An 18,595-nucleotide genomic window follows, 5' to 3' on the forward strand; every position below is an offset into this window, starting at 1 on the left:
CATCTTCGCCGGAGCGTGATGCAGCACCCTCCGGCCATGCTATCGAAGCAGGAGAAATGTCATGAGCAAACTGTTGGACCGCTTCCGTTACTTCAAAACAAAAGGCGACAGTTTCGCCGATGGGCACGGGCAGGTGTACCACACCAACCGCGACTGGGAGGACAGCTACCGCCAGCGCTGGCAGTTCGACAAGATTGTGCGATCCACCCACGGCGTAAACTGTACCGGCTCCTGCAGCTGGAAGATTTATGTCAAAAACGGCCTGGTGACCTGGGAAACCCAGCAGACCGACTACCCCCGCACCCGCCCTGACCTGCCCAACCACGAGCCGCGCGGCTGCCCGCGTGGCGCAAGCTACTCATGGTATCTCTACAGCGCCAACCGTCTTAAATACCCGCTGGTGCGCCGTCGGCTGATTGAGCTCTGGCGCGAGGCGCTGGCGCAGCATACCGATCCGGTGCTGGCCTGGGATGCCATCCAACACGATCCGCAAAAGGCGCAGAGCTACAGGAAGGCACGCGGTAAAGGCGGGTTTATCCGCTCGAACTGGAAAGAGCTAAACCAGCTAATTGCCGCCGCTAACGTCTGGACCATCAAAAATTACGGCCCGGACCGCGTGGCCGGTTTCTCCCCTATTCCGGCGATGTCGATGGTCTCTTACGCCGCCGGTACGCGCTATCTTTCCCTGCTGGGCGGCACCTGCCTGAGCTTCTACGACTGGTACTGCGACCTGCCACCCGCGTCGCCGATGACCTGGGGCGAGCAGACCGACGTGCCGGAGTCCGCCGACTGGTACAACTCCAGCTACATTATCGCCTGGGGCTCGAACGTGCCGCAGACGCGTACTCCGGACGCCCACTTCTTCACCGAGGTGCGCTACAAGGGGACCAAAACCGTCGCCATCACGCCGGACTTCTCGGAGGTAGCGAAGCTGAGCGACCAGTGGCTGGCCCCCAAACAGGGCACCGACAGCGCCCTCGCCATGGCGATGGGCCACGTGATCCTCAAAGAGTTCCACCTCGATAACCCGAGCGATTACTTCCTGAACTACTGCCGCCGCTACACCGACATGCCGATGCTCGTGCTGCTGGACGAGCAGGCAGACGGTCGCGTGGTGCCGGGCCGGATGCTGCGCGCCTCCGACCTCGTCGACGGGCTGGGGGAAGCCAATAACCCGGAGTGGAAAACTGTCGCCTTTGATATTGCCGGTAACCTGGTGGTGCCAAACGGCTCGATTGGCTTCCGCTGGGGAGAAAAAGGCAAATGGAACCTGGAATCGCTTGCCGCAGGACAGGAAACCGAGCTGACGCTTTCTCTGCTCATTACCCACGACAGCGTGGCGGACGTCGCCTTCCCCTACTTTGGCGGCAACGAAAACCCGCATTTCCGCAGCGTGAAGCAGGAGCCGGTGCTGACGCGCCGCGTGCCGAGCAAAACCCTGACGCTCTCCGACGGCAGCCAGAAACGGGTGGTCAGCGTTTACGATCTGGTGCTGGCTAACTACGGTCTCGATCGCGGTCTGGAAGACAGTAACGCCGCAGACAGCTATGACCAGATCAAAGCCTACACGCCCGCCTGGGGCGCGCAGCTCACCGGCGTGCCCGCGTACCTGATCGAAAAGATCGCCCGCGAGTTCGCCGACACGGCGCACAAAACGCACGGTCGTTCGATGATCATCCTCGGTGCCGGGGTGAACCACTGGTACCACATGGACATGAACTACCGCGGGATGATCAACATGCTGGTCTTCTGCGGCTGCGTCGGGCAGAGCGGCGGCGGCTGGTCGCACTATGTCGGCCAGGAGAAGCTGCGCCCGCAAACCGGCTGGCTGCCGCTGGCCTTCGCGCTGGACTGGAACCGCCCGCCGCGCCAGATGAACAGCACCTCCTTCTTCTACAACCATGCCAGCCAGTGGCGCTACGAGAAGCTGACCGCGCAAGAACTGCTCTCCCCGCTGGCGGATGCCTCGAAATTCACCGGACACCTGATCGATTTCAACGTCCGCGCCGAGCGCATGGGCTGGCTACCTTCGGCCCCGCAGCTCAACCTTAACCCGCTTCACGTGAAGGCGCGTGCGGATGCGGCGGGCATGACGCCGCAGGAGTACACCGTTCAGGCGTTAAAATCCGGCGATATCCGCTTCGCCTGCGAACAGCCGGACAACGGTAAGAACCACCCGCGCAACCTGTTCGTCTGGCGCTCTAACCTGCTCGGCTCGTCCGGGAAAGGCCATGAGTACATGCTGAAATACCTGCTCGGCACCGAGAGCGGCATTCAGGGTGAAGACTTAGGCTCAACGGACGACGTGAAGCCTGAAGAGGTGGAGTGGCAAACTGCCGCCATCGAGGGCAAGCTCGACCTGCTGGTGACGCTCGATTTCCGCATGTCCAGCACCTGCCTGTTCTCGGATATCGTCCTGCCGACCGCCACCTGGTATGAAAAAGACGACATGAATACCTCGGACATGCATCCGTTTATTCACCCGCTCTCCGCCGCCGTTGACCCGGCGTGGGAATCGCGCAGCGACTGGGAGATCTACAAAGGCATCGCCAAAGTCTTCTCCGAGGTGTGCGTTGGCCATCTGGGTACCGAAACCGACGTGGTGCTACAGCCGCTGCAGCATGACTCCCCGGCGGAGCTGTCGCAGCCGTTTGATATTCAGGACTGGCGCAAAGGCGAATGCGATCTTCTCCCAGGCAAAACGGCGCCGAACATCGCCGTGGTCGAACGTAACTACCCGGAAACTTACGAACGCTTCACCGCCCTCGGCCCGCTGATGGACAAGCTCGGCAATGGCGGAAAAGGCATTTCGTGGAACACGCAGAACGAGGTCGATTTCCTCGGCAAGCTGAACTACGTCAAGCTCGACGGCCCGGCCAAAGGCCGCCCGCGCATTGAAACCGCCATTGATGCCTCCGAGGTGATCCTCGCTCTGGCACCCGAAACCAACGGTCAGGTGGCGGTGAAGGCCTGGGAAGCGCTCGGGGAACTGACCGGGCGCGACCACACCCATCTGGCGCTGAACAAGGAAGACGAGAAGATCCGCTTCCGCGACATTCAGGCGCAGCCGCGCAAAATCATCTCCAGCCCGACCTGGTCCGGACTTGAGAGCGAGCACGTCTCCTATAACGCAGGCTATACCAACGTCCACGAGCTGATCCCGTGGCGCACGATTTCAGGCCGCCAGCAGCTGTATCAGGATCATCCGTGGATGCGCGCCTTTGGTGAGAGCCTGGTGGCCTATCGTCCGCCGATTGACACCCGCAGCGTCAGCCATATGCGCGAGATCCCGCCGAACGGCTTCCCGGAAAAAGCGCTCAACTTCCTGACGCCGCACCAGAAATGGGGCATTCACTCCACCTACAGCGAAAACCTGCTGATGCAGACCCTGTCGCGCGGCGGGCCTATCGTCTGGATCAGCGAAACCGACGCGCGCGAGCTGGGCATTGAGGACAACGACTGGATCGAAGCCTTCAACGCCAACGGCGCCCTCACCGCCCGTGCGGTGGTCAGCCAGCGCGTGCCGCCGGGTATGACCATGATGTACCACGCCCAGGAGCGCATCCTGAACATCCCGGGCTCGGAAGTGACCGGACGGCGCGGCGGGATCCACAACTCGGTTACCCGCGTCTGCCCGAAACCGACGCACATGATCGGCGGCTACGCCCAGCTGGCGTACAGCTTTAACTATTACGGCACCGTCGGCTCGAACCGCGACGAGTTCATCATGATCCGCAAAATGAAAAACATTAACTGGCTGGACGGCGAAGGTCGGGATCAGGTACAGGAGGCGAAAAAATGAAAATACGCTCACAGGTTGGCATGGTTCTGAATCTTGATAAATGCATTGGCTGCCACACCTGCTCGGTCACCTGTAAGAACGTCTGGACCGGGCGTGAAGGGATGGAGTATGCGTGGTTTAACAACGTGGAGACCAAGCCGGGGATTGGCTATCCGAAAAACTGGGAAGATCAGGACGAGTGGCAAGGCGGCTGGATCCGTGGCATTCACGGTAAGCTGACCCCGCGCCTCGGTGGCAAGATGGGCGTGCTGTCGAAAATTTTCGCCAACCCCGTTCTGCCGCAGATTGATGATTATTACGAGCCCTTCACCTTTGACTATCAGGATCTGCACCGCGCGCCGGAGGGCGATCACCTCCCTACCGCCCGCCCCCGTTCACTGATTGACGGCAAGCGGATGGACAAAATCGTCTGGGGCCCCAACTGGGAGGAGCTGCTGGGCGGCGAGTTCGAAAAACGCGCCCGCGACCGCAACTTCCAGAAGATCCAGAAGGAGATGTACGGCCAGTTCGAAAACACCTTCATGATGTACCTGCCGCGCCTGTGCGAGCACTGTCTGAACCCGAGCTGCGTGGCTACCTGCCCGAGCGGCGCGATTTACAAGCGCGAAGAGGACGGCATTGTGCTGATTGACCAGGACAAATGCCGTGGCTGGCGTCTGTGCATCAGCGGCTGCCCGTACAAGAAAATCTACTTCAACTGGAAAAGCGGCAAGTCAGAAAAATGCATCTTCTGCTACCCGCGCATTGAGTCCGGCCAGCCGACCGTCTGCTCGGAAACCTGTGTCGGGCGCATCCGCTATCTCGGCGTGCTGCTGTACGACGCGGACCGCATTGAAGAGGCCGCCAGCACCGAGCATGAGACCGATCTGTACGAACGCCAGTGCGACGTGTTCCTTAACCCGAACGATCCGGCGGTGATTGAGGAAGCGCTGAAACAGGGCATTCCGCAGAACGTGATTGACGCCGCCCAGCGTTCGCCGGTCTACAAAATGGCGATGGACTGGAAGCTCGCCCTGCCGCTGCACCCGGAATACCGCACCCTGCCGATGGTCTGGTACGTGCCTCCGCTGTCGCCGATTCAGTCCTACGCGGACGCAGGCGGCCTGCCGCAGAGCGACGGCGTTCTGCCTGCCGTGGAAAGCCTGCGCATTCCGGTGCAGTACCTGGCAAATATGCTCAGCGCGGGCGATACCGGCCCGGTGCTGCGCGCCCTGAAGCGCATGATGGCGATGCGCCACTATAAACGCTCCCAGACCGTGGAAGGCGTGACCGATACCCGCGCCATTGAAGAAGTGGGCCTGACCGAAGCGCAGGTTGAGGAGATGTACCGCTATCTCGCCATCGCGAACTACGAAGACCGCTTCGTGATCCCAACCAGCCACCGCGAAATGGCGCGCGACGCCTTCCCGGAGAAAAACGGCTGCGGCTTCACCTTTGGCGACGGTTGCCACGGCTCCGACACCAAATTCAACCTCTTTAACAGCAGCCGTATCGACGCGATCAACATCACCGAGGTGCGCGAACACGGGGAGGGAGAATAATGCAAATCCTCAAAATCATCGCGCTGCTGATTGAGTATCCCGATGAACTGCTGTGGGAAAACCGCGATGAGGCGCTTTCCCTGGTTCAACAGGACGCGCCCATGCTGCTGCCGTTTGCGCAGCAGCATCTGAGCGCCCCGCTGCTGGATAAGCAGGCCGAATGGTGTGAAGTCTTCGAGCGGGGGCGCGCAACGTCCCTGCTGCTGTTCGAGCACGTACACGCCGAGTCCCGCGACCGTGGTCAGGCGATGGTTGACCTGATGGGCCAGTACGAGAAAGCCGGGCTACAGCTGGACTGTCGGGAGTTGCCGGACTATCTCCCGCTCTATCTGGAATACCTGAGCATCGTTTCAGACGACGAGGCGCGCGAAGGGTTGCAAAACGTCGCGCCGATCCTGGCCCTGATTGGCGGCCGTCTGAAGCAGCGCGGCGTGGCGCACTATCAGCTGTTTGATGCCCTGCTGACGCTGGCCGGTACGCGGCTTTCCAGCGACAGCGTGGCGAAACAGGTGTCCGGTGAAAAACGGGATGATACCCGCCAGGCGCTGGATGCCGTGTGGGAAGAGGAACAGGTGAAGTTTATCGAAGACAACGCCACATCGTGCGACAGCTCGCCGATGCAGCAATATCAACGACGCTTTAGCCAGGACGTCGCGCCGCAGTACGTGGACGTCAGCGCCGGAGGCCCAAAATGATCCATTACCTGAACGTGTTTTTCTATGACATTTACCCCTACATCTGCGCCACCGTGTTTTTCCTCGGCAGCTGGCTGCGCTACGACTACGGGCAGTACACCTGGCGCGCCTCGTCAAGCCAGATGCTCAGCAAGCGCGGCATGAACTGGGGCTCGAACCTGTTTCATATCGGCATTCTGGGGATCTTCTTCGGTCACCTGTTCGGCATGTTAACCCCGCACTGGATGTACGCCTGGTTTTTACCCGTCGCGGTGAAACAGCAGTTAGCCATGATCGCGGGCGGGATTTGCGGCGTGCTGACGCTGATTGGCGGGTCAATGCTGCTTTACCGCCGCCTGTTCAACCAGCGGGTGCGCGCTACCTCCACCACGCCGGATATCATCATCATGAGTATCCTGCTGATCCAGTGCATCCTGGGGCTGTCGACCATTCCTTTCTCCGCCCAGTATCCTGACGGAAGCGAGATGATGAAGCTGGTCGGCTGGGCGCAGGGGATCGTGACGTTCAAGGGGGGCTCGTCGGAGATGTTGAGCGGCGTCGCGCCGATCTTCCGCGTTCATCTGGTGCTGGGGATGACGATTTTCCTTATCTTCCCGTTCACCCGTCTGGTGCATGTGTGGAGCGCGCCGTTTGAGTATTTCACCCGGCGATACCAGGTGGTGAGATCGCGCCGTTGATTTTGTCGGGTGGCGGCTTTGCCTTACCCGACCTACATTCACACTCCCGTAGGCCCGGTAAGGCGTAGCCGCCACCGGGCTATTTCCCTGCCTGCGGATGCGTATCAAACCCCGCCATCACCGCCGTCAGTTCTGCCAGCGTAAAGCCGTGCTTCGGATCTTCAACGCCGAGCCCAAAGCGTTCCTGCAACAGCTGGTACAGTGCCCCAGCATCCGGCAGATGGATCTGTTCCTCCACGTGACCGTTCTGCCAGTGGGTGAAGTTGAAGTTGGTCAGCGTCAGCTTGCCGCCGTCCGGCAGGTGGCGGCACATCAGCAGATGATGACGAAAATGCGACTGCGGCCAGTGCGCCGACCAGAAGTTCCCCATCACGTAATCGCTAAAATACTGCGTCGTCAGGTCAAAATGGTACATCGACTGCCAGTGCTCGTGGTGGCGGAACTGCAGCACCCAGTCGTTGCCCTCGCTCAGCAGACGGTACATGTCGTGCGGGGTCTCCTGCTCCTCGTTGGCGAGCAGGCGAATCGGCGCCGTCAGCGTCTGTCCGCCAAACCCCACGTCGGCAATCCAGCGCTCGCCGTTCAGCTCGACCAGCAGCAGGCGGTGCGTGCGCGGCGGCATTTGCGCCGGATTTGCCAGCACGACCCGCCCCAGCACGCTGCGCACGGTAAACCCGACTTCACGCAAGACGCGCTCAAAAAGACCGTTTTGCTCAAAGCAATATCCCCCGCGTCGCGCCGTCACCAGTTTGTCGACCAGACAGCGATCGTCAAGATGAATTTCGCGCGGCAGGACGACATCAATATTTTCGAAAGGGATGGCGCAGTTGTGGTGTATATGCAGCGCGCGCAGGGTATCGATATCAACCTCCGTCGGCTGCGTCCAGCCGATGCGAGCGAAATAGGCGGTCAGAAATGGAGACATACATCATTTTCCTTTGATTGTGATGTTCTGTTTATAAACTAATTTTACGCACTCACTTTGATTTACGTGCTTTTTCGCCATACTCATCGGTGTAGATGAGGAGATCCTATGAGCCACTTTCGCCCTGTTGAATTACGTCATGCCAGCCGTCTGCTCAACCACGGCCCCACCGTGCTTATCACCAGTCGGGATGAAAACCTCGACAGACGCAACGTGATGGCCGCCGCGTGGTCAATGCCCGTTGAGTTTGAACCGCCGCGCATCGCGATCGTCGTGGATAAAAGTACCTGGTCACGCGAGCTTATCGAGCGCAGCGGAAAGTTTGGCATCGTCATCCCCGGCGTGGCGGCGGCCAACTGGACGTTCGCGGTGGGTAGCGTCAGTGGGCGCGACGAGGATAAATTTAACTGCTACGGGATCCCGGTCGTGAACGGCCCTGAACTTGGCCTGCCGGTGATTGAAGAGAGATGTCTGGCGTGGATGGAGTGCCGGTTATTACCCGTCACTTCCGCGGCAGAAAAATACGATACGCTGTTTGGCGAAGTGGTTTCCGCAGCAGCGGATGAAAGCGCGTTTGTCGCCGGACGCTGGCAGTTTGACGGGGATAAGCTAAATACACTGCATCATTTGGGCGCGGGGACGTTTGTGGCGAGCGGGAAGATGGTGAAGGCGCTGGATTGATTTACTTAATCATATCCCACTGAATTATTAAAAATTTCTATGGCATTTTATGTTTATCATGGCGATGTAAAACGGAGGATATTTCAGAAGTTGTTGCATAAACAATCTTTCATTAAGGAAATATCAATGTCATGGAATAAAGATGGTGCAATATCATATGCGAAATCCCACGCGCAACCCAAGAGCACGGGTTATTGTGCTCGCTACGTAACCGAAGCGATCAGAACGGGTGGCAGATTGAAAATCCCCAACACGCATCTGGCAAAAGATATGGGTCGCACATTAGTCAACGCAGGCTTCCGCCTGGTATACGATCAACCCCATGCAGGCGACGTCGCAGTTATTCAAAATATTGTTGGTCATGATAGCGGTCACGTTTGCATATACGATGGTCAGCAGTGGATCAGCGATTTTGTTCAACGCACCATGTACCCAGGGCAGGCTTACCGCAACATACAACCACATTACGAACTGTTCAGGCATGATTAATGAAAACACTCTGCATTTTACTTTTAGCCCTTTCTCCGCTCGCGGCCGCAGAAAACGTTTATGCACCCGGTCAGGCGGCGCTTAAATTCAATCAATGGTATATCGCGCAGTTAGATCAGAACAAACCGCCCGTACTTAACCCAGATATTATGAATGATTACGTTGCCTCGGGAACAATTGCAGCAATAAAAGAATTGTATTCAGGTGACAGTAACGAAAAAGATATGCCCGATGCCGATATGTTCATCAAATCACAGGATTGGGATGAGGACTGGAATCAGATAACCGTCCTGCACTCTGATTTTGACGCCGTTTGCACAAACGTCTATATCGCGTTTGGTAAGAAACAAGATCACGTTGTTGCAGATTGTCTTGTTGAAGAACAAGGGAAATGGAAAGTCCGCTCGGCAACGCTAATTAAGTAACATGCATAATCTCCGTGCCGTATAAAAAGCACATGGTAGCCAAACGACTACCATGTGTAATTAATTAACTCTTCGCACGCTTCGCAATAATCTCATCCGCAACATTCCGCGGTGCTTCCGCAAAATGATGGAACTCCATCGTATACGTCGCGCGACCCTGGGACATCGAGCGCAGCGCGGTGGCGTAACCAAACATCTCCGCCAGCGGTACGTCAGCGCGAATAATCTGGCTTCCGTACTGCTCCGCCATCCCCTGCACCATGCCTCGGCGGGAAGAGAGATCGCCCATGATGTTCCCGGCGTACTCTTCCGGCGTTTCCACCTCCACGTGCATGATCGGCTCAAGAATAACCGGATCCGCCCTGCGAGCGCCCTCCTTGAAGCCGAGGATCGCCGCCATGCGGAACGCCATCTCCGAGGAGTCGACGTCGTGGTACGATCCAAACGTCAGCGTCGCTTTAACGTCGACCACCGGATAGCCCGCCAGCACGCCGCTGTTCATCGCCTCCCGCAGCCCTTTCTCAACGGACGGGATATACTCGCGCGGCACCACGCCGCCCTTGGTGGCATCTTCAAATTTAAAGCCACTTCCGGGCTCCAGCGGCTCCAGGCTCAGGACCACATGGCCATACTGCCCTTTACCACCGGACTGACGGACGAATTTACCTTCGATATCCTTCACCGCCTTGCGCAGGGTCTCGCGGTACGTCACCTGCGGACGACCAATATTCGCCTCGACGCCGAACTCACGTTTCATGCGGTCGACGATGATCTCCAGGTGTAACTCACCCATCCCGGAAATAATCGTCTGGCCGGACTCTTCGTCGGTATGCAGGCGGAACGACGGATCTTCCGCCGCCAGACGCTGCAGCGCGATCCCCATTTTCTCCTGATCGCCTTTGGTTTTCGGCTCAATTGCCAGCGAGATAACCGGGTCCGGGAACTCCATGCGCTCAAGCGTGATCACGGCGTTCGGATCGGTGAGCGTGTCGCCGGTGGTCACGTCCTTCAGCCCCACGCAGGCCGCGATATCCCCGGCGCGCAGTTCGTCCACCTCATGGCGATCGTTGGCGTGCATCAGCACGATACGCCCGATACGCTCTTTCTTCCCTTTCACCGGGTTGTACACCGCGTCGCCTTTACGCAGCACGCCGGAGTACACGCGGATGAAGGTCAGTTGTCCGACGTACGGGTCGCTCATCAGCTTGAACGCAAGGGCGGAGAAAGGTTCGTCATCGCTTGGATGACGTTCCGCGTGCTGCCCTTTTTCATCCACGCCGTCAATGGCCGGCACGTCCAGCGGCGACGGCATCAGCTCAATCACCGCATCGAGCATGCGCTGCACGCCTTTGTTTTTAAAGGCGCTGCCGCACAGCATCGGCTGGATTTCGCCCGAGATGGTGCGAATGCGCAGCCCCCTGATAATGTCCGCTTCCGACAGATCGCCCGTCTCCAGATATTTATCCATCAGTTCTTCGCTGGCTTCCGCCGCGGCAGAGACCATTTTTTCCCGCCACTCCTGGGCGGTAGAGACTAAATCATCCGGCACGGGCGCATAGGTAAATACCATGCCCTGCGTCGCATCGTCCCACAGAATGGTGCGCATCTTGATGAGATCCACCACGCCGGTGAAATGATCTTCGGCACCCACCGGGATAACAATCGGTACCGGATTGGCCTTCAGGCGCTCCTGCATCATCCGCACGACGCGGAAGAAATCGGCACCCGGACGGTCCATTTTGTTGACGAAGGCCAGCCGCGGAACGTGATATTTGTTGGCCTGACGCCAGACGGTTTCCGACTGCGGCTGGACGCCGCCCACGGAGTCATACACCATCACGGCGCCGTCGAGCACGCGCATGGAACGTTCCACCTCAATGGTGAAGTCCACGTGCCCCGGGGTGTCGATGATGTTGATCCGATGCGGCTCAAAGCCTCTGTCCATGCCAGGCCAGAAGCAGCTGACCGCTGCGGAGGTGATCGTGATCCCGCGCTCTTGCTCCTGCGCCATCCAGTCAGTGGTTGCCGCGCCATCGTGTACTTCACCCAGCTTGTGGCTCATCCCGGTATAAAACAGGATGCGCTCAGTGGTGGTGGTTTTACCGGCATCGATATGCGCGGAGATACCGATGTTGCGATAACGTTCGAGAGGAATGGGTCGGGGCATGATATTTCCTTAGTCACTATGACGTGTTTGTGACGACCGGGATGGTCGTGCATTGGTTCGTTTGCTATAATAGTCCTATTGTACGCGTATTATCGAACTATTTTTTAAGGGTTGGCCTATTGTTGATATAGCTCAATCTGACATCACGCGCAGGAAAACGATGATCCCTAACCACCCTGAAACTGAACAAATACTGCTGGAAAATGTGCTGTTTGCCCTCGGCAACCCGCTCCGGCTATCGATTATTCGCCGACTCGCCGACGGCAGCGAACTCAGCTGTAACGCGCTGCGCCCGGACGATGTGGTGAAGTCCACGATGACCCACCACTGGCGCGTGTTGCGCGACAGTGGGGTCATCTGGCAGCGTCCGCAGGGGCGAGAAAATATGATTTCATTACGAAGAGAGGATCTGGATGCCCGCTTTCCGGGGCTGATGGAAATACTGCTGACAACAGCAACGTATTGATATTTCGCACATTGTAGGCCGGGTAAGCGCAGCGCCACCCGGCAAGAAGTGAGAGACGCTTTTAGTGCTGTATGCCCGACCGGTCAGAAAGATCCCCGGCAGAGAGGATATCAACCCGCGATGCCCCACGCTTGCGGCGGGCGTACCTGTCCGGCTGACCTTCCGGACGCGTTTTGAAGCGACGGTGCAGCCACATATACTGCTCTGGAGCCATCATCACCGCCTGCTCAATCGCCCGGTTCATCTGCGCTGCAACCGACGTTTTATCCGCGCCCTGCAATGAAGCACTGATATCCTCAAGAATAATCAGCTCGTACCCGGTACCGTCCGCCCTGCGGCGCGGCACGAACGGAATGACGGCAGGCTTTGCGCTTTTTACCAGCATATAGCTGCCCGCCGTCGTGGCGGCATCCGGAACCGCGAAGAAAGGCGCAAACACGCTGTTGGCTTTGCCATAGTCATGATCCGGCGCGTACCAGAGAATTTCATTCTGCTTCAGGGCGCGGATCATGCCCTTTAAGTCATGGCGATCCAGCATGGTTTTATTTGAACGCAGACGCCCGCGCGTTTGTAGCCAGTCCAGCAGCGCATTATTGTTGGGACGATAAACCCCTATTCCAGGGTTAAGCATGCCAAATATCCGCGCGCCCAGCTCAAGGGTCAGAAAATGCATGCCGATCAGCACCACGCCTCTTCCCTGCGCCCTGGCCTGCTCCATATGTTCATACCCACGCACGGTAAAGCATTTACGCACGCGCCACTCGGGCCAGAACCACGCCATGCCGGTTTCGATTACCCCCATCCCCACGGATTCAAAATTACGCTGCAGTAAGGCTTCACGCTCTTCCGCTTTCATCTCCGGGAAGCAAAGTTCAAGGTTGCGGCGGGCAATGTCGACGCGGCGAGGCAACAAACGCATGGCTAACCGCCCCAGGCGATGCCCAATTCTGTATAGCACCGGGTACGGCAGCAGCATGATGAGCCAAAGCGCCGCGATGCCTGTCCAGCTTAGCCAGTAACGAGGGTGAAAAAAGGCGGATGAAAACCGGGGTAATTTTGTCATGAGAAAATTATCCTTTAACGTTGCTGTCCTTAACGTGATTCTGTGCCAGATCTTTCCTAAGGATGTATAAAATGTCAGTCAGAAACGTAAAGTGTAACGGATAAGATAAAACTCATTTTTATCGTTTTTTGCGAAAAAGAAAGCATTGAGGCAGGTAAAGCCGGGGACGACGCAGCCCTTCCCCGGCAAACGGGCTTACATTGAATACCCTGGTTTTTTAATTAATGCGTCCAGCTTCGGCCCTATTTCGGTATCCCAGACCTGCGCTTTCCAGTCTTCCGGGTTTACCTGGTTCAATGCCACCGACACTGAACTGTCTTTGCTGTTGAAGTGGCGAATAATCACCTCGGCAATATCCGCTGCCAGGGCAGTTTTTTGTTCGTCATTCAGATCGCGGGGAAAACATTTAATATCGACATGTGGCATATGCAGGCTTCCTGTTATGTGTGGGCATTCCACGTTATCAGATAATGTTGTTTGCCTTTAACACCTTGTGCAGTTCCGGCAGTGCGCAAACGGAATCGGCGATGGCCGTAATATTGGGCGTGTTTGCCGCAAACCATTCATGACGCGGCCCCCAGGTACGCGCTACTGCAATATAGACGTCCAGCAGCGTCAGCCGTTCACCCAATGCGAATGGCGAGGCTTTCAGCTGGCTGTCAAACCACAGGTAAAGTGATTTCCGGTACTCGATGCAGTTTTTCTGCAGCTGTTCCGGCGCATCTGGCACCCAGCGTTCGGGGTAGTCGGCGTAAGTAAAGGTGGGATAGACGTTCGCCACAAACCAGATAAGCAGACGCTGAAACTGCTGACGTTCGGCCTGCCCCACGGGCGGAGCGAGATCGGGACATCTGTCGAGCACCATCAGGGCGATGGCCGCAGTTTCGGTCATGATCGCGCCATTTTCCAGCTCAAGCGTGGGCACCTGACACAGCGGATTGAGTTTTTGCAGCAGCTCGCGCTGCGGGCCGGGCTGGTCAAACCCGTCCACGTTCACAAACTGATAAGGGATATCTGCCAGGGTTAGCATCACTTCACCGATTGCCGAGCCCCAGCCGGGTACGCCATAGAGTTTCATCATGTTGCCCCCTCAGGAATAAAAACCCTAAGTGTAGAGCACGATGAGCAGGTTATCCCAGGCGGGTTGACCGCCTGTTTTTTTCATCTGCGATCCTTACAGCACTTTAGAGAGGAACTGGCGCGTGCGTGGGTGCGACGGACGGTTCAAAACCTCGTCGCTGCTCCCCTGCTCAACGATTTTCCCGTCAACCATAAACACCACCTGGTCCGCCACCTCGCGGGCAAAACCGATCTCATGGGTGACCACCACCAGCGTGGTGCCGGACCGGGCGAGCTTTTTGATCACGTCCAGCACTTCGCCGACCAGTTCAGGATCCAGCGCCGAGGTCGGCTCATCAAACAGCATCACGCGGGGGCGCAGCGCCAGCGCACGGGCAATCGCGATGCGCTGCTGCTGACCGCCGGAAAGATGCCGTGACCAGGCGTCAGCCTTATCCCGCAGCCCAACCACGTCCAGCAGGCTGTACGCCCTTTCCACCGCCTCTTTTTTGCCGAGCTTCTTATGCGCGATGGGCGCTTCAATCAGGTTTTCCAGCACCGTCAGATGCGGAAAGAGATTGAAGTTCTGGAACACGTAGCCCACGTTGACGCGCTGTTTGAGGATCTCCTTCTCCTTCAGCTCGTAGAGTTTGTCACCCTGGCGGCGATAGCCGATGTAATCCCCGTCTATCTGAATAAAGCCTTCGTCGACGCGCTCCAGGTGATTAATGGTGCGCAGCAGGGTTGATTTGCCCGAACCGGACGGCCCGAGGATCACCGTCACGGACCCCGGCGGGATCTCAAGCGAAACGTTGTCGAGCGCCTTATGGCGGCCAAAAAACTTGCTGACGCCGGTAATCGAAATATGTCCTTCAGGAGAGGCTTGCATGAACGGGCTCCTGTGCTGGCGTGGTGGTCACGGAACGGACGCGGCGAGTGTCGCGGTTCTGATTTACGGCAGAGCGGCGTTCGCTGCGGGCGAGACCGCGCTCAACAACGTACTGAATGGCTGACAAAACAGTGGTAATGACCAGGTACCAGGCGGCCCCGACCATCAGCAGCGGGATCACCTCCTGGGTGCGGTTGTAGATCATCTGGATGGTATAGAACAGCTCCGGCATCGCCAGGACGTAGACCATCGCCGTCCCCTTGGCGAGGCTGATAATTTCATTGAACCCGGACGGCAGAATGGTGCGCAGCGCCTGAGGCAAAATGATGCGCACCGTGCGTCGCCAGGCAGGCAGGCCAAGCGCGGCGGCCGCTTCATACTGGCCGTGATCCACGCCGAGGAAGCCCCCTCGAATAATCTCGGCGGTGTAGGCGCTCTGCACCAGCGTCAGCCCTACCACGGCGGTGGAAAACTGCCCGAGTACGTTAATGGTTTCAAAGCTGCCCCAGGTGATGCCGGTGAACGGCACGCCGAGAGAGAGCGTGTCGTAGAGATAGGAAAAGTTGTAGAGGATGATCAGCACCACAATCAGCGGCAGCGAGCGAAACAGCCAGATATAGCCCCACGCCAGGCTGCTCAGCAGCCAGGACGAGGAAAGTCTCGCCAGCGCCAGCATGCCGCCCAACACCACGCTCAGCGCGGTACCGATCAGGGTAAGCAGCAGGGTCTGCCCTACGCCTTCAAGGATAACCGGGTCAAAGAACCAGCGGGCGAACACCGCCCACTCCCAGCGCGGGTTGAAGGCGACGGACTGGATCACGACCGCCAGCACAAACAGCGCCACCGCGGCGCCGACTGTCCGCAGCGGATAACGCGCCGGGACCACCTTAATGGTTTCAGGGTTGCTCATCGTCGTTCCTCATGCGGTTTTGCTGAACGCTTCGCGTACCAGCGTCTTAGTGAAGCGCAACCGACCGTCAAACGGCGGCTGGCTGTACTCTTCCGGATCGCGGTTGAGATCAAACTGTGGCTGGTAGCCCTGGCTGAGATACAGCCGCACCGCTTCCGGCTGGCGAAAACCGGTGGTCAGGTAGATCTGGCTGTAACCCGCCAGCACCGCCCTGCGCTCCAGCTCCTGCACCACGCGCCCGGCGAGCCCCTGCTGACGCAGGGTTTTGTCCGTCCAGATGCGTTTGATCTCCGCAGTGCGTTCGTCGAAGGGTTTATACGCACCGGTGGCAATGATTTTTCCGTCGCGCTCCAGCACGATAAACAGCCCCTGTGGCGCTAAATACCACTCGGTGAGCTCCACCTCAGCATCTTTGGAAAAATAGTCCCCGTAGCGGGCGGCATATTCACCGAATAGCCCCTCGATAACGGGCTGGAGTTCGGCATCTTCCGGTGAAACGTCACGAAATTGTTCGCGCATATCGCCTCCTTAATCACCCAGGCCCGCAGGGTTCACTTCTGACTGCGGAATGCGCTCAACCCCTTCCCCCCAGCGGTTGAGCACTTTGTCGTAATCGCCGTTTTTGATCACCCCGTTCAGCGCGGTTTGCACCGGCTCAACCAGCCCGCTGCCTTTCTTCAGCGTCACCGCAATGTGCGCTGCCTTCGGCCAGCCACCGTCGACGCTGCCCACCAGTTTTGTTTTCCCGGTCAGCGCCGCTTTCCATGCACCAATCACGTTCGGACCAAAGTAGGCATCCGCGCGCCCGGACTGCAGTGCCAGCGTTTGCGCCGCATCGTCTTTGGTATAGATCGGCGTAAAGGGCTTCAGCCCCTTCTTCAGGTTGTCGGCATTCCATGCGAGCAGGATGGCTTCCTGGTTGGTGCCGGAACCAACGATAATCCGCAGCCCGGCGATGTCCTCCGCTTTCTGAAGCGACTCGATCGGGCTGGTCGATTTCACGTAGAAACCGAGGGAGTCCTTACGGTAGGTGGCAAAATCGAACTTCTCTTTGCGCGCTTTGGTGACGGTAATATTGCTGATGGCGGCATCGTATTTCCCGGACGCCACGCCCAGCGGCCAGTCTTCCCACGAGGTCGGCACCACGTTCAGCTCCAGCCCGAGGCTGTCGGCGACCAGACGGGCGACGTCAACCTCGCTGCCGAGCAGCGTTTTGTTGTCGTCGGAAAATACCGTCAGCGGCGGTTGATTGAGGCCCGCTATCGCCACGGTAAATTTCCCCGGCACGGCAAAACGATAATCTTTCGGCAGCTGCGCCACCGCCTCGCTGTTTTTGTCGGTATTGATCGGTGTTTTATTGGCCTCGATGCTCACGCCGGTGCCGTTAATGTTCACATTCTCTGCCCAGACGGCAGGGGTAAAGGCCAGCGCAAGCGCCAGAATAAGCGATGTTTTCTGCATAGCGGTTTTCTCTTTTATTGTTGTATGAACTGGTTTTTCGGTTGGTCTAAGCCAAGGCTTTCGCGCAGCGTGGTGCCGGGGTAGTCGGTGCGGAACAGGCCGCGGGCCTGCAAAACGGGCACCACCTGGTCAACAAAGCGCGGAAAGGTATCCGGCGTACCGCCCTGAATAATGAAGCCGTCCGCCGCGTAGCCTTCAAACCAGGCCTGCAGGCCGTCGGCGACCTCCTCCGGCGTGCCGGAAAAGCGCGGGCGCGGTGACGCGGCCTCAAGGGCCACCTGGCGCAGGGTTAAGTTGCGCTCGGCGGCATTGCGCTTGATTTCATCGGTGGTGCTGCGGAAGCTGTTTTTGCCCAGGTCGCCGATATCCGGGAACGGCTCATCGAGCGGATACTGACTGAAATCGTGATGTTCAAAATAGCGCCCCAGGTAATTGAGGGCATCGTTAATCGACACCAGCGCCGCCGTGGTTTGATACTGGTTTTCCGCGTCCTCGGCATCTTTACCCACGATTACGCTGACGCCCTGGAAGATATGCAAATCTGACGCGCGGCGTCCGTTTGTTTCCAACTGCTGCTTCACGTCCTGGTAAAAGGCTTTGGCCTCGTCGAGCGTTTCGTGATGAGTGAAAATGGCGTCGGCATGTTTTGCCGCCAGCTTTTTCCCGTCGTCCGACGCGCCCGCCTGAAAAACAATCGGACGACCCTGCGGGGTGCGACCAATATTCAGCGGCCCGGCGACCTGAAAGAAGTCGCCCCGATGATCGAGCGTATGCAGCTTAGCCGGGTCAAAAAACTGACCGCTCTCTTTGTTGCGGATAAACGCGTCGCCTTCCCAGGAGTCCCACAGCCCTTTCACCACGTCGAGGTACTCATCGGCAATGCGGTAGCGCAGGGCATGTTCCGGGTGTTTTTCGCGGGAAAAGTTCTTCGCCGAGCCCTCCAGCGGCGAGGTCACCACGTTCCAGCCCGCACGTCCGTTGCTCAGATGATCGAGGCTGGCGAACTGGCGCGCCGTGGTAAAGGGCTCGCTGTAGGAGGTGGATAAGGTTCCCACCAGCCCCAGACGCGAGGTGATGCTTGCCAGCGCGGATAATACCGTTAACGGCTCAAAGCGATTTAAAAAATGCGGAATGGATTTCTCATTGATATAGAGGCCGTCGGCAACGAACAGAAAGTCGAGTTTGCCCTCCTCCGCCTTTAACGCCGTCTCCCTGACGAAATCAAAGTTGATACTGGCGTCAGCGGTCGCCGCAGGATGACGCCAGGCGGACATGTTTCCGGATGCACCATGCAAAATGGTCCCAAGCCGCAGTTGACGATGTGCAGACATATTTACCTCTCCAG

18 protein-coding genes are annotated in these 18,595 nt (G+C 58.1%); 8 read left to right on the forward strand and 10 right to left on the reverse strand.

The window, feature by feature from the left end:
* Window positions 1-61 precede the first annotated feature (61 nt).
* The 4 genes from D5066_RS08790 to narI are packed head-to-tail and all read left to right on the forward strand — an operon-like array spanning window position 62 to window position 6,715.
* The gene (locus D5066_RS08790) at window positions 62-3,802 is read left to right on the forward strand and encodes a nitrate reductase subunit alpha (RefSeq protein WP_119915703.1); all 3,741 of its coding nucleotides are present in this window, start codon (window positions 62-64) and stop codon (window positions 3,800-3,802) included.
* Complete coding sequence (narH, locus tag D5066_RS08795; RefSeq protein ID WP_119915704.1) at window positions 3,799-5,343, forward strand: nitrate reductase subunit beta; 1,545 nt, start codon at window positions 3,799-3,801, stop codon at window positions 5,341-5,343. Before D5066_RS08790 ends, narH begins: the two co-directional genes overlap by 4 nt.
* The gene (gene narW / locus D5066_RS08800; RefSeq protein WP_119915705.1) at window positions 5,343-6,038 is read left to right on the forward strand and encodes a nitrate reductase molybdenum cofactor assembly chaperone; all 696 of its coding nucleotides are present in this window, start codon (window positions 5,343-5,345) and stop codon (window positions 6,036-6,038) included. The genes narH and narW overlap by 1 nt, the downstream gene beginning before the upstream one ends.
* On the forward strand, window positions 6,035-6,715 hold the full coding sequence (gene narI, locus D5066_RS08805; protein WP_080329198.1) for a respiratory nitrate reductase subunit gamma: 681 nt from the start codon (window positions 6,035-6,037) through the stop codon (window positions 6,713-6,715). The genes narW and narI overlap by 4 nt, the downstream gene beginning before the upstream one ends.
* A gap of 79 nt (window positions 6,716-6,794) precedes the next feature.
* Here the strand turns inward: narI and nhoA are convergent, their stop codons facing one another.
* Window positions 6,795-7,640: an N-hydroxyarylamine O-acetyltransferase gene (nhoA, locus tag D5066_RS08810; protein WP_119915706.1), complete on the reverse strand. Its 846-nt coding sequence runs from the start codon at window positions 7,638-7,640 to the stop codon at window positions 6,795-6,797.
* Window positions 7,641-7,748: 108 nt separating this feature from the next.
* Between nhoA and D5066_RS08815 the strand changes: the two genes are divergently transcribed.
* From D5066_RS08815 to D5066_RS08825, 3 genes are all read left to right on the forward strand, one after another.
* Window positions 7,749-8,321 (forward strand): flavin reductase family protein, encoded by a 573-nt coding sequence (locus tag D5066_RS08815; RefSeq protein WP_119915707.1) that lies wholly within the window; start codon window positions 7,749-7,751, stop codon window positions 8,319-8,321.
* 126 nt (window positions 8,322-8,447) lie between these two features.
* A complete protein-coding gene (locus tag D5066_RS08820) occupies window positions 8,448-8,810 on the forward strand; it encodes a CHAP domain-containing protein (protein ID WP_119915708.1) in 363 nt (120 codons plus the stop codon).
* Complete coding sequence (locus D5066_RS08825; protein WP_119915709.1) at window positions 8,810-9,235, forward strand: DUF3828 domain-containing protein; 426 nt, start codon at window positions 8,810-8,812, stop codon at window positions 9,233-9,235. The genes D5066_RS08820 and D5066_RS08825 overlap by 1 nt, the downstream gene beginning before the upstream one ends.
* Before the next feature lie 64 nt (window positions 9,236-9,299).
* Here D5066_RS08825 and fusA read toward each other — a convergent pair whose 3' ends face one another.
* Window positions 9,300-11,402, reverse strand: coding sequence for an elongation factor G (gene fusA, locus D5066_RS08830; RefSeq protein WP_119915710.1), 2,103 nt, complete (start codon window positions 11,400-11,402; stop codon window positions 9,300-9,302).
* Window positions 11,403-11,562: 160 nt separating this feature from the next.
* Between fusA and D5066_RS08835 the strand changes: the two genes are divergently transcribed.
* Window positions 11,563-11,868 (forward strand): ArsR/SmtB family transcription factor, encoded by a 306-nt coding sequence (locus tag D5066_RS08835; RefSeq protein ID WP_119915711.1) that lies wholly within the window; start codon window positions 11,563-11,565, stop codon window positions 11,866-11,868.
* Window positions 11,869-11,929: 61 nt separating this feature from the next.
* On the opposite strand, the gene D5066_RS08840 is transcribed toward D5066_RS08835, so the two are convergent.
* The 8 genes from D5066_RS08840 to D5066_RS23390 all read right to left on the reverse strand — a co-directional run bounded on the left by D5066_RS08840 (window position 11,930) and on the right by D5066_RS23390 (window position 18,581).
* Window positions 11,930-12,931, reverse strand: a complete 1,002-nt coding sequence (locus tag D5066_RS08840) for a Kdo(2)-lipid IV(A) acyltransferase (RefSeq protein WP_119915712.1) — start codon at window positions 12,929-12,931, stop codon at window positions 11,930-11,932.
* 195 nt (window positions 12,932-13,126) lie between these two features.
* Window positions 13,127-13,357, reverse strand: a complete 231-nt coding sequence (pptA, locus tag D5066_RS08845) for a tautomerase PptA (RefSeq protein ID WP_080329217.1) — start codon at window positions 13,355-13,357, stop codon at window positions 13,127-13,129.
* Window positions 13,358-13,394: 37 nt separating this feature from the next.
* A complete protein-coding gene (locus D5066_RS08850) occupies window positions 13,395-14,012 on the reverse strand; it encodes a glutathione S-transferase family protein (protein ID WP_119915713.1) in 618 nt (205 codons plus the stop codon).
* A gap of 93 nt (window positions 14,013-14,105) precedes the next feature.
* Window positions 14,106-14,879, reverse strand: coding sequence for an amino acid ABC transporter ATP-binding protein (locus D5066_RS08855; RefSeq protein WP_080329219.1), 774 nt, complete (start codon window positions 14,877-14,879; stop codon window positions 14,106-14,108).
* A complete protein-coding gene (locus D5066_RS08860) occupies window positions 14,863-15,789 on the reverse strand; it encodes an amino acid ABC transporter permease (protein WP_119915714.1) in 927 nt (308 codons plus the stop codon). Before D5066_RS08860 ends, D5066_RS08855 begins: the two co-directional genes overlap by 17 nt.
* A gap of 9 nt (window positions 15,790-15,798) precedes the next feature.
* A complete protein-coding gene (locus tag D5066_RS08865) occupies window positions 15,799-16,308 on the reverse strand; it encodes a GNAT family N-acetyltransferase (RefSeq protein ID WP_080329221.1) in 510 nt (169 codons plus the stop codon).
* Window positions 16,309-16,317: 9 nt separating this feature from the next.
* Window positions 16,318-17,250 carry an ABC transporter substrate-binding protein gene (locus tag D5066_RS23385; RefSeq protein ID WP_080329222.1) on the reverse strand — a complete coding sequence of 311 codons (933 nt, stop codon included), beginning with the start codon at window positions 17,248-17,250 and terminating at the stop codon, window positions 16,318-16,320.
* A gap of 14 nt (window positions 17,251-17,264) precedes the next feature.
* Window positions 17,265-18,581, reverse strand: coding sequence for an LLM class flavin-dependent oxidoreductase (locus D5066_RS23390; RefSeq protein ID WP_119915715.1), 1,317 nt, complete (start codon window positions 18,579-18,581; stop codon window positions 17,265-17,267).
* Between the last annotated feature and the right edge of the window lie 14 nt (window positions 18,582-18,595).

The organism is Enterobacter chuandaensis (assembly GCF_003594915.1).
GTDB lineage: Bacteria > Pseudomonadota > Gammaproteobacteria > Enterobacterales > Enterobacteriaceae > Enterobacter > Enterobacter chuandaensis.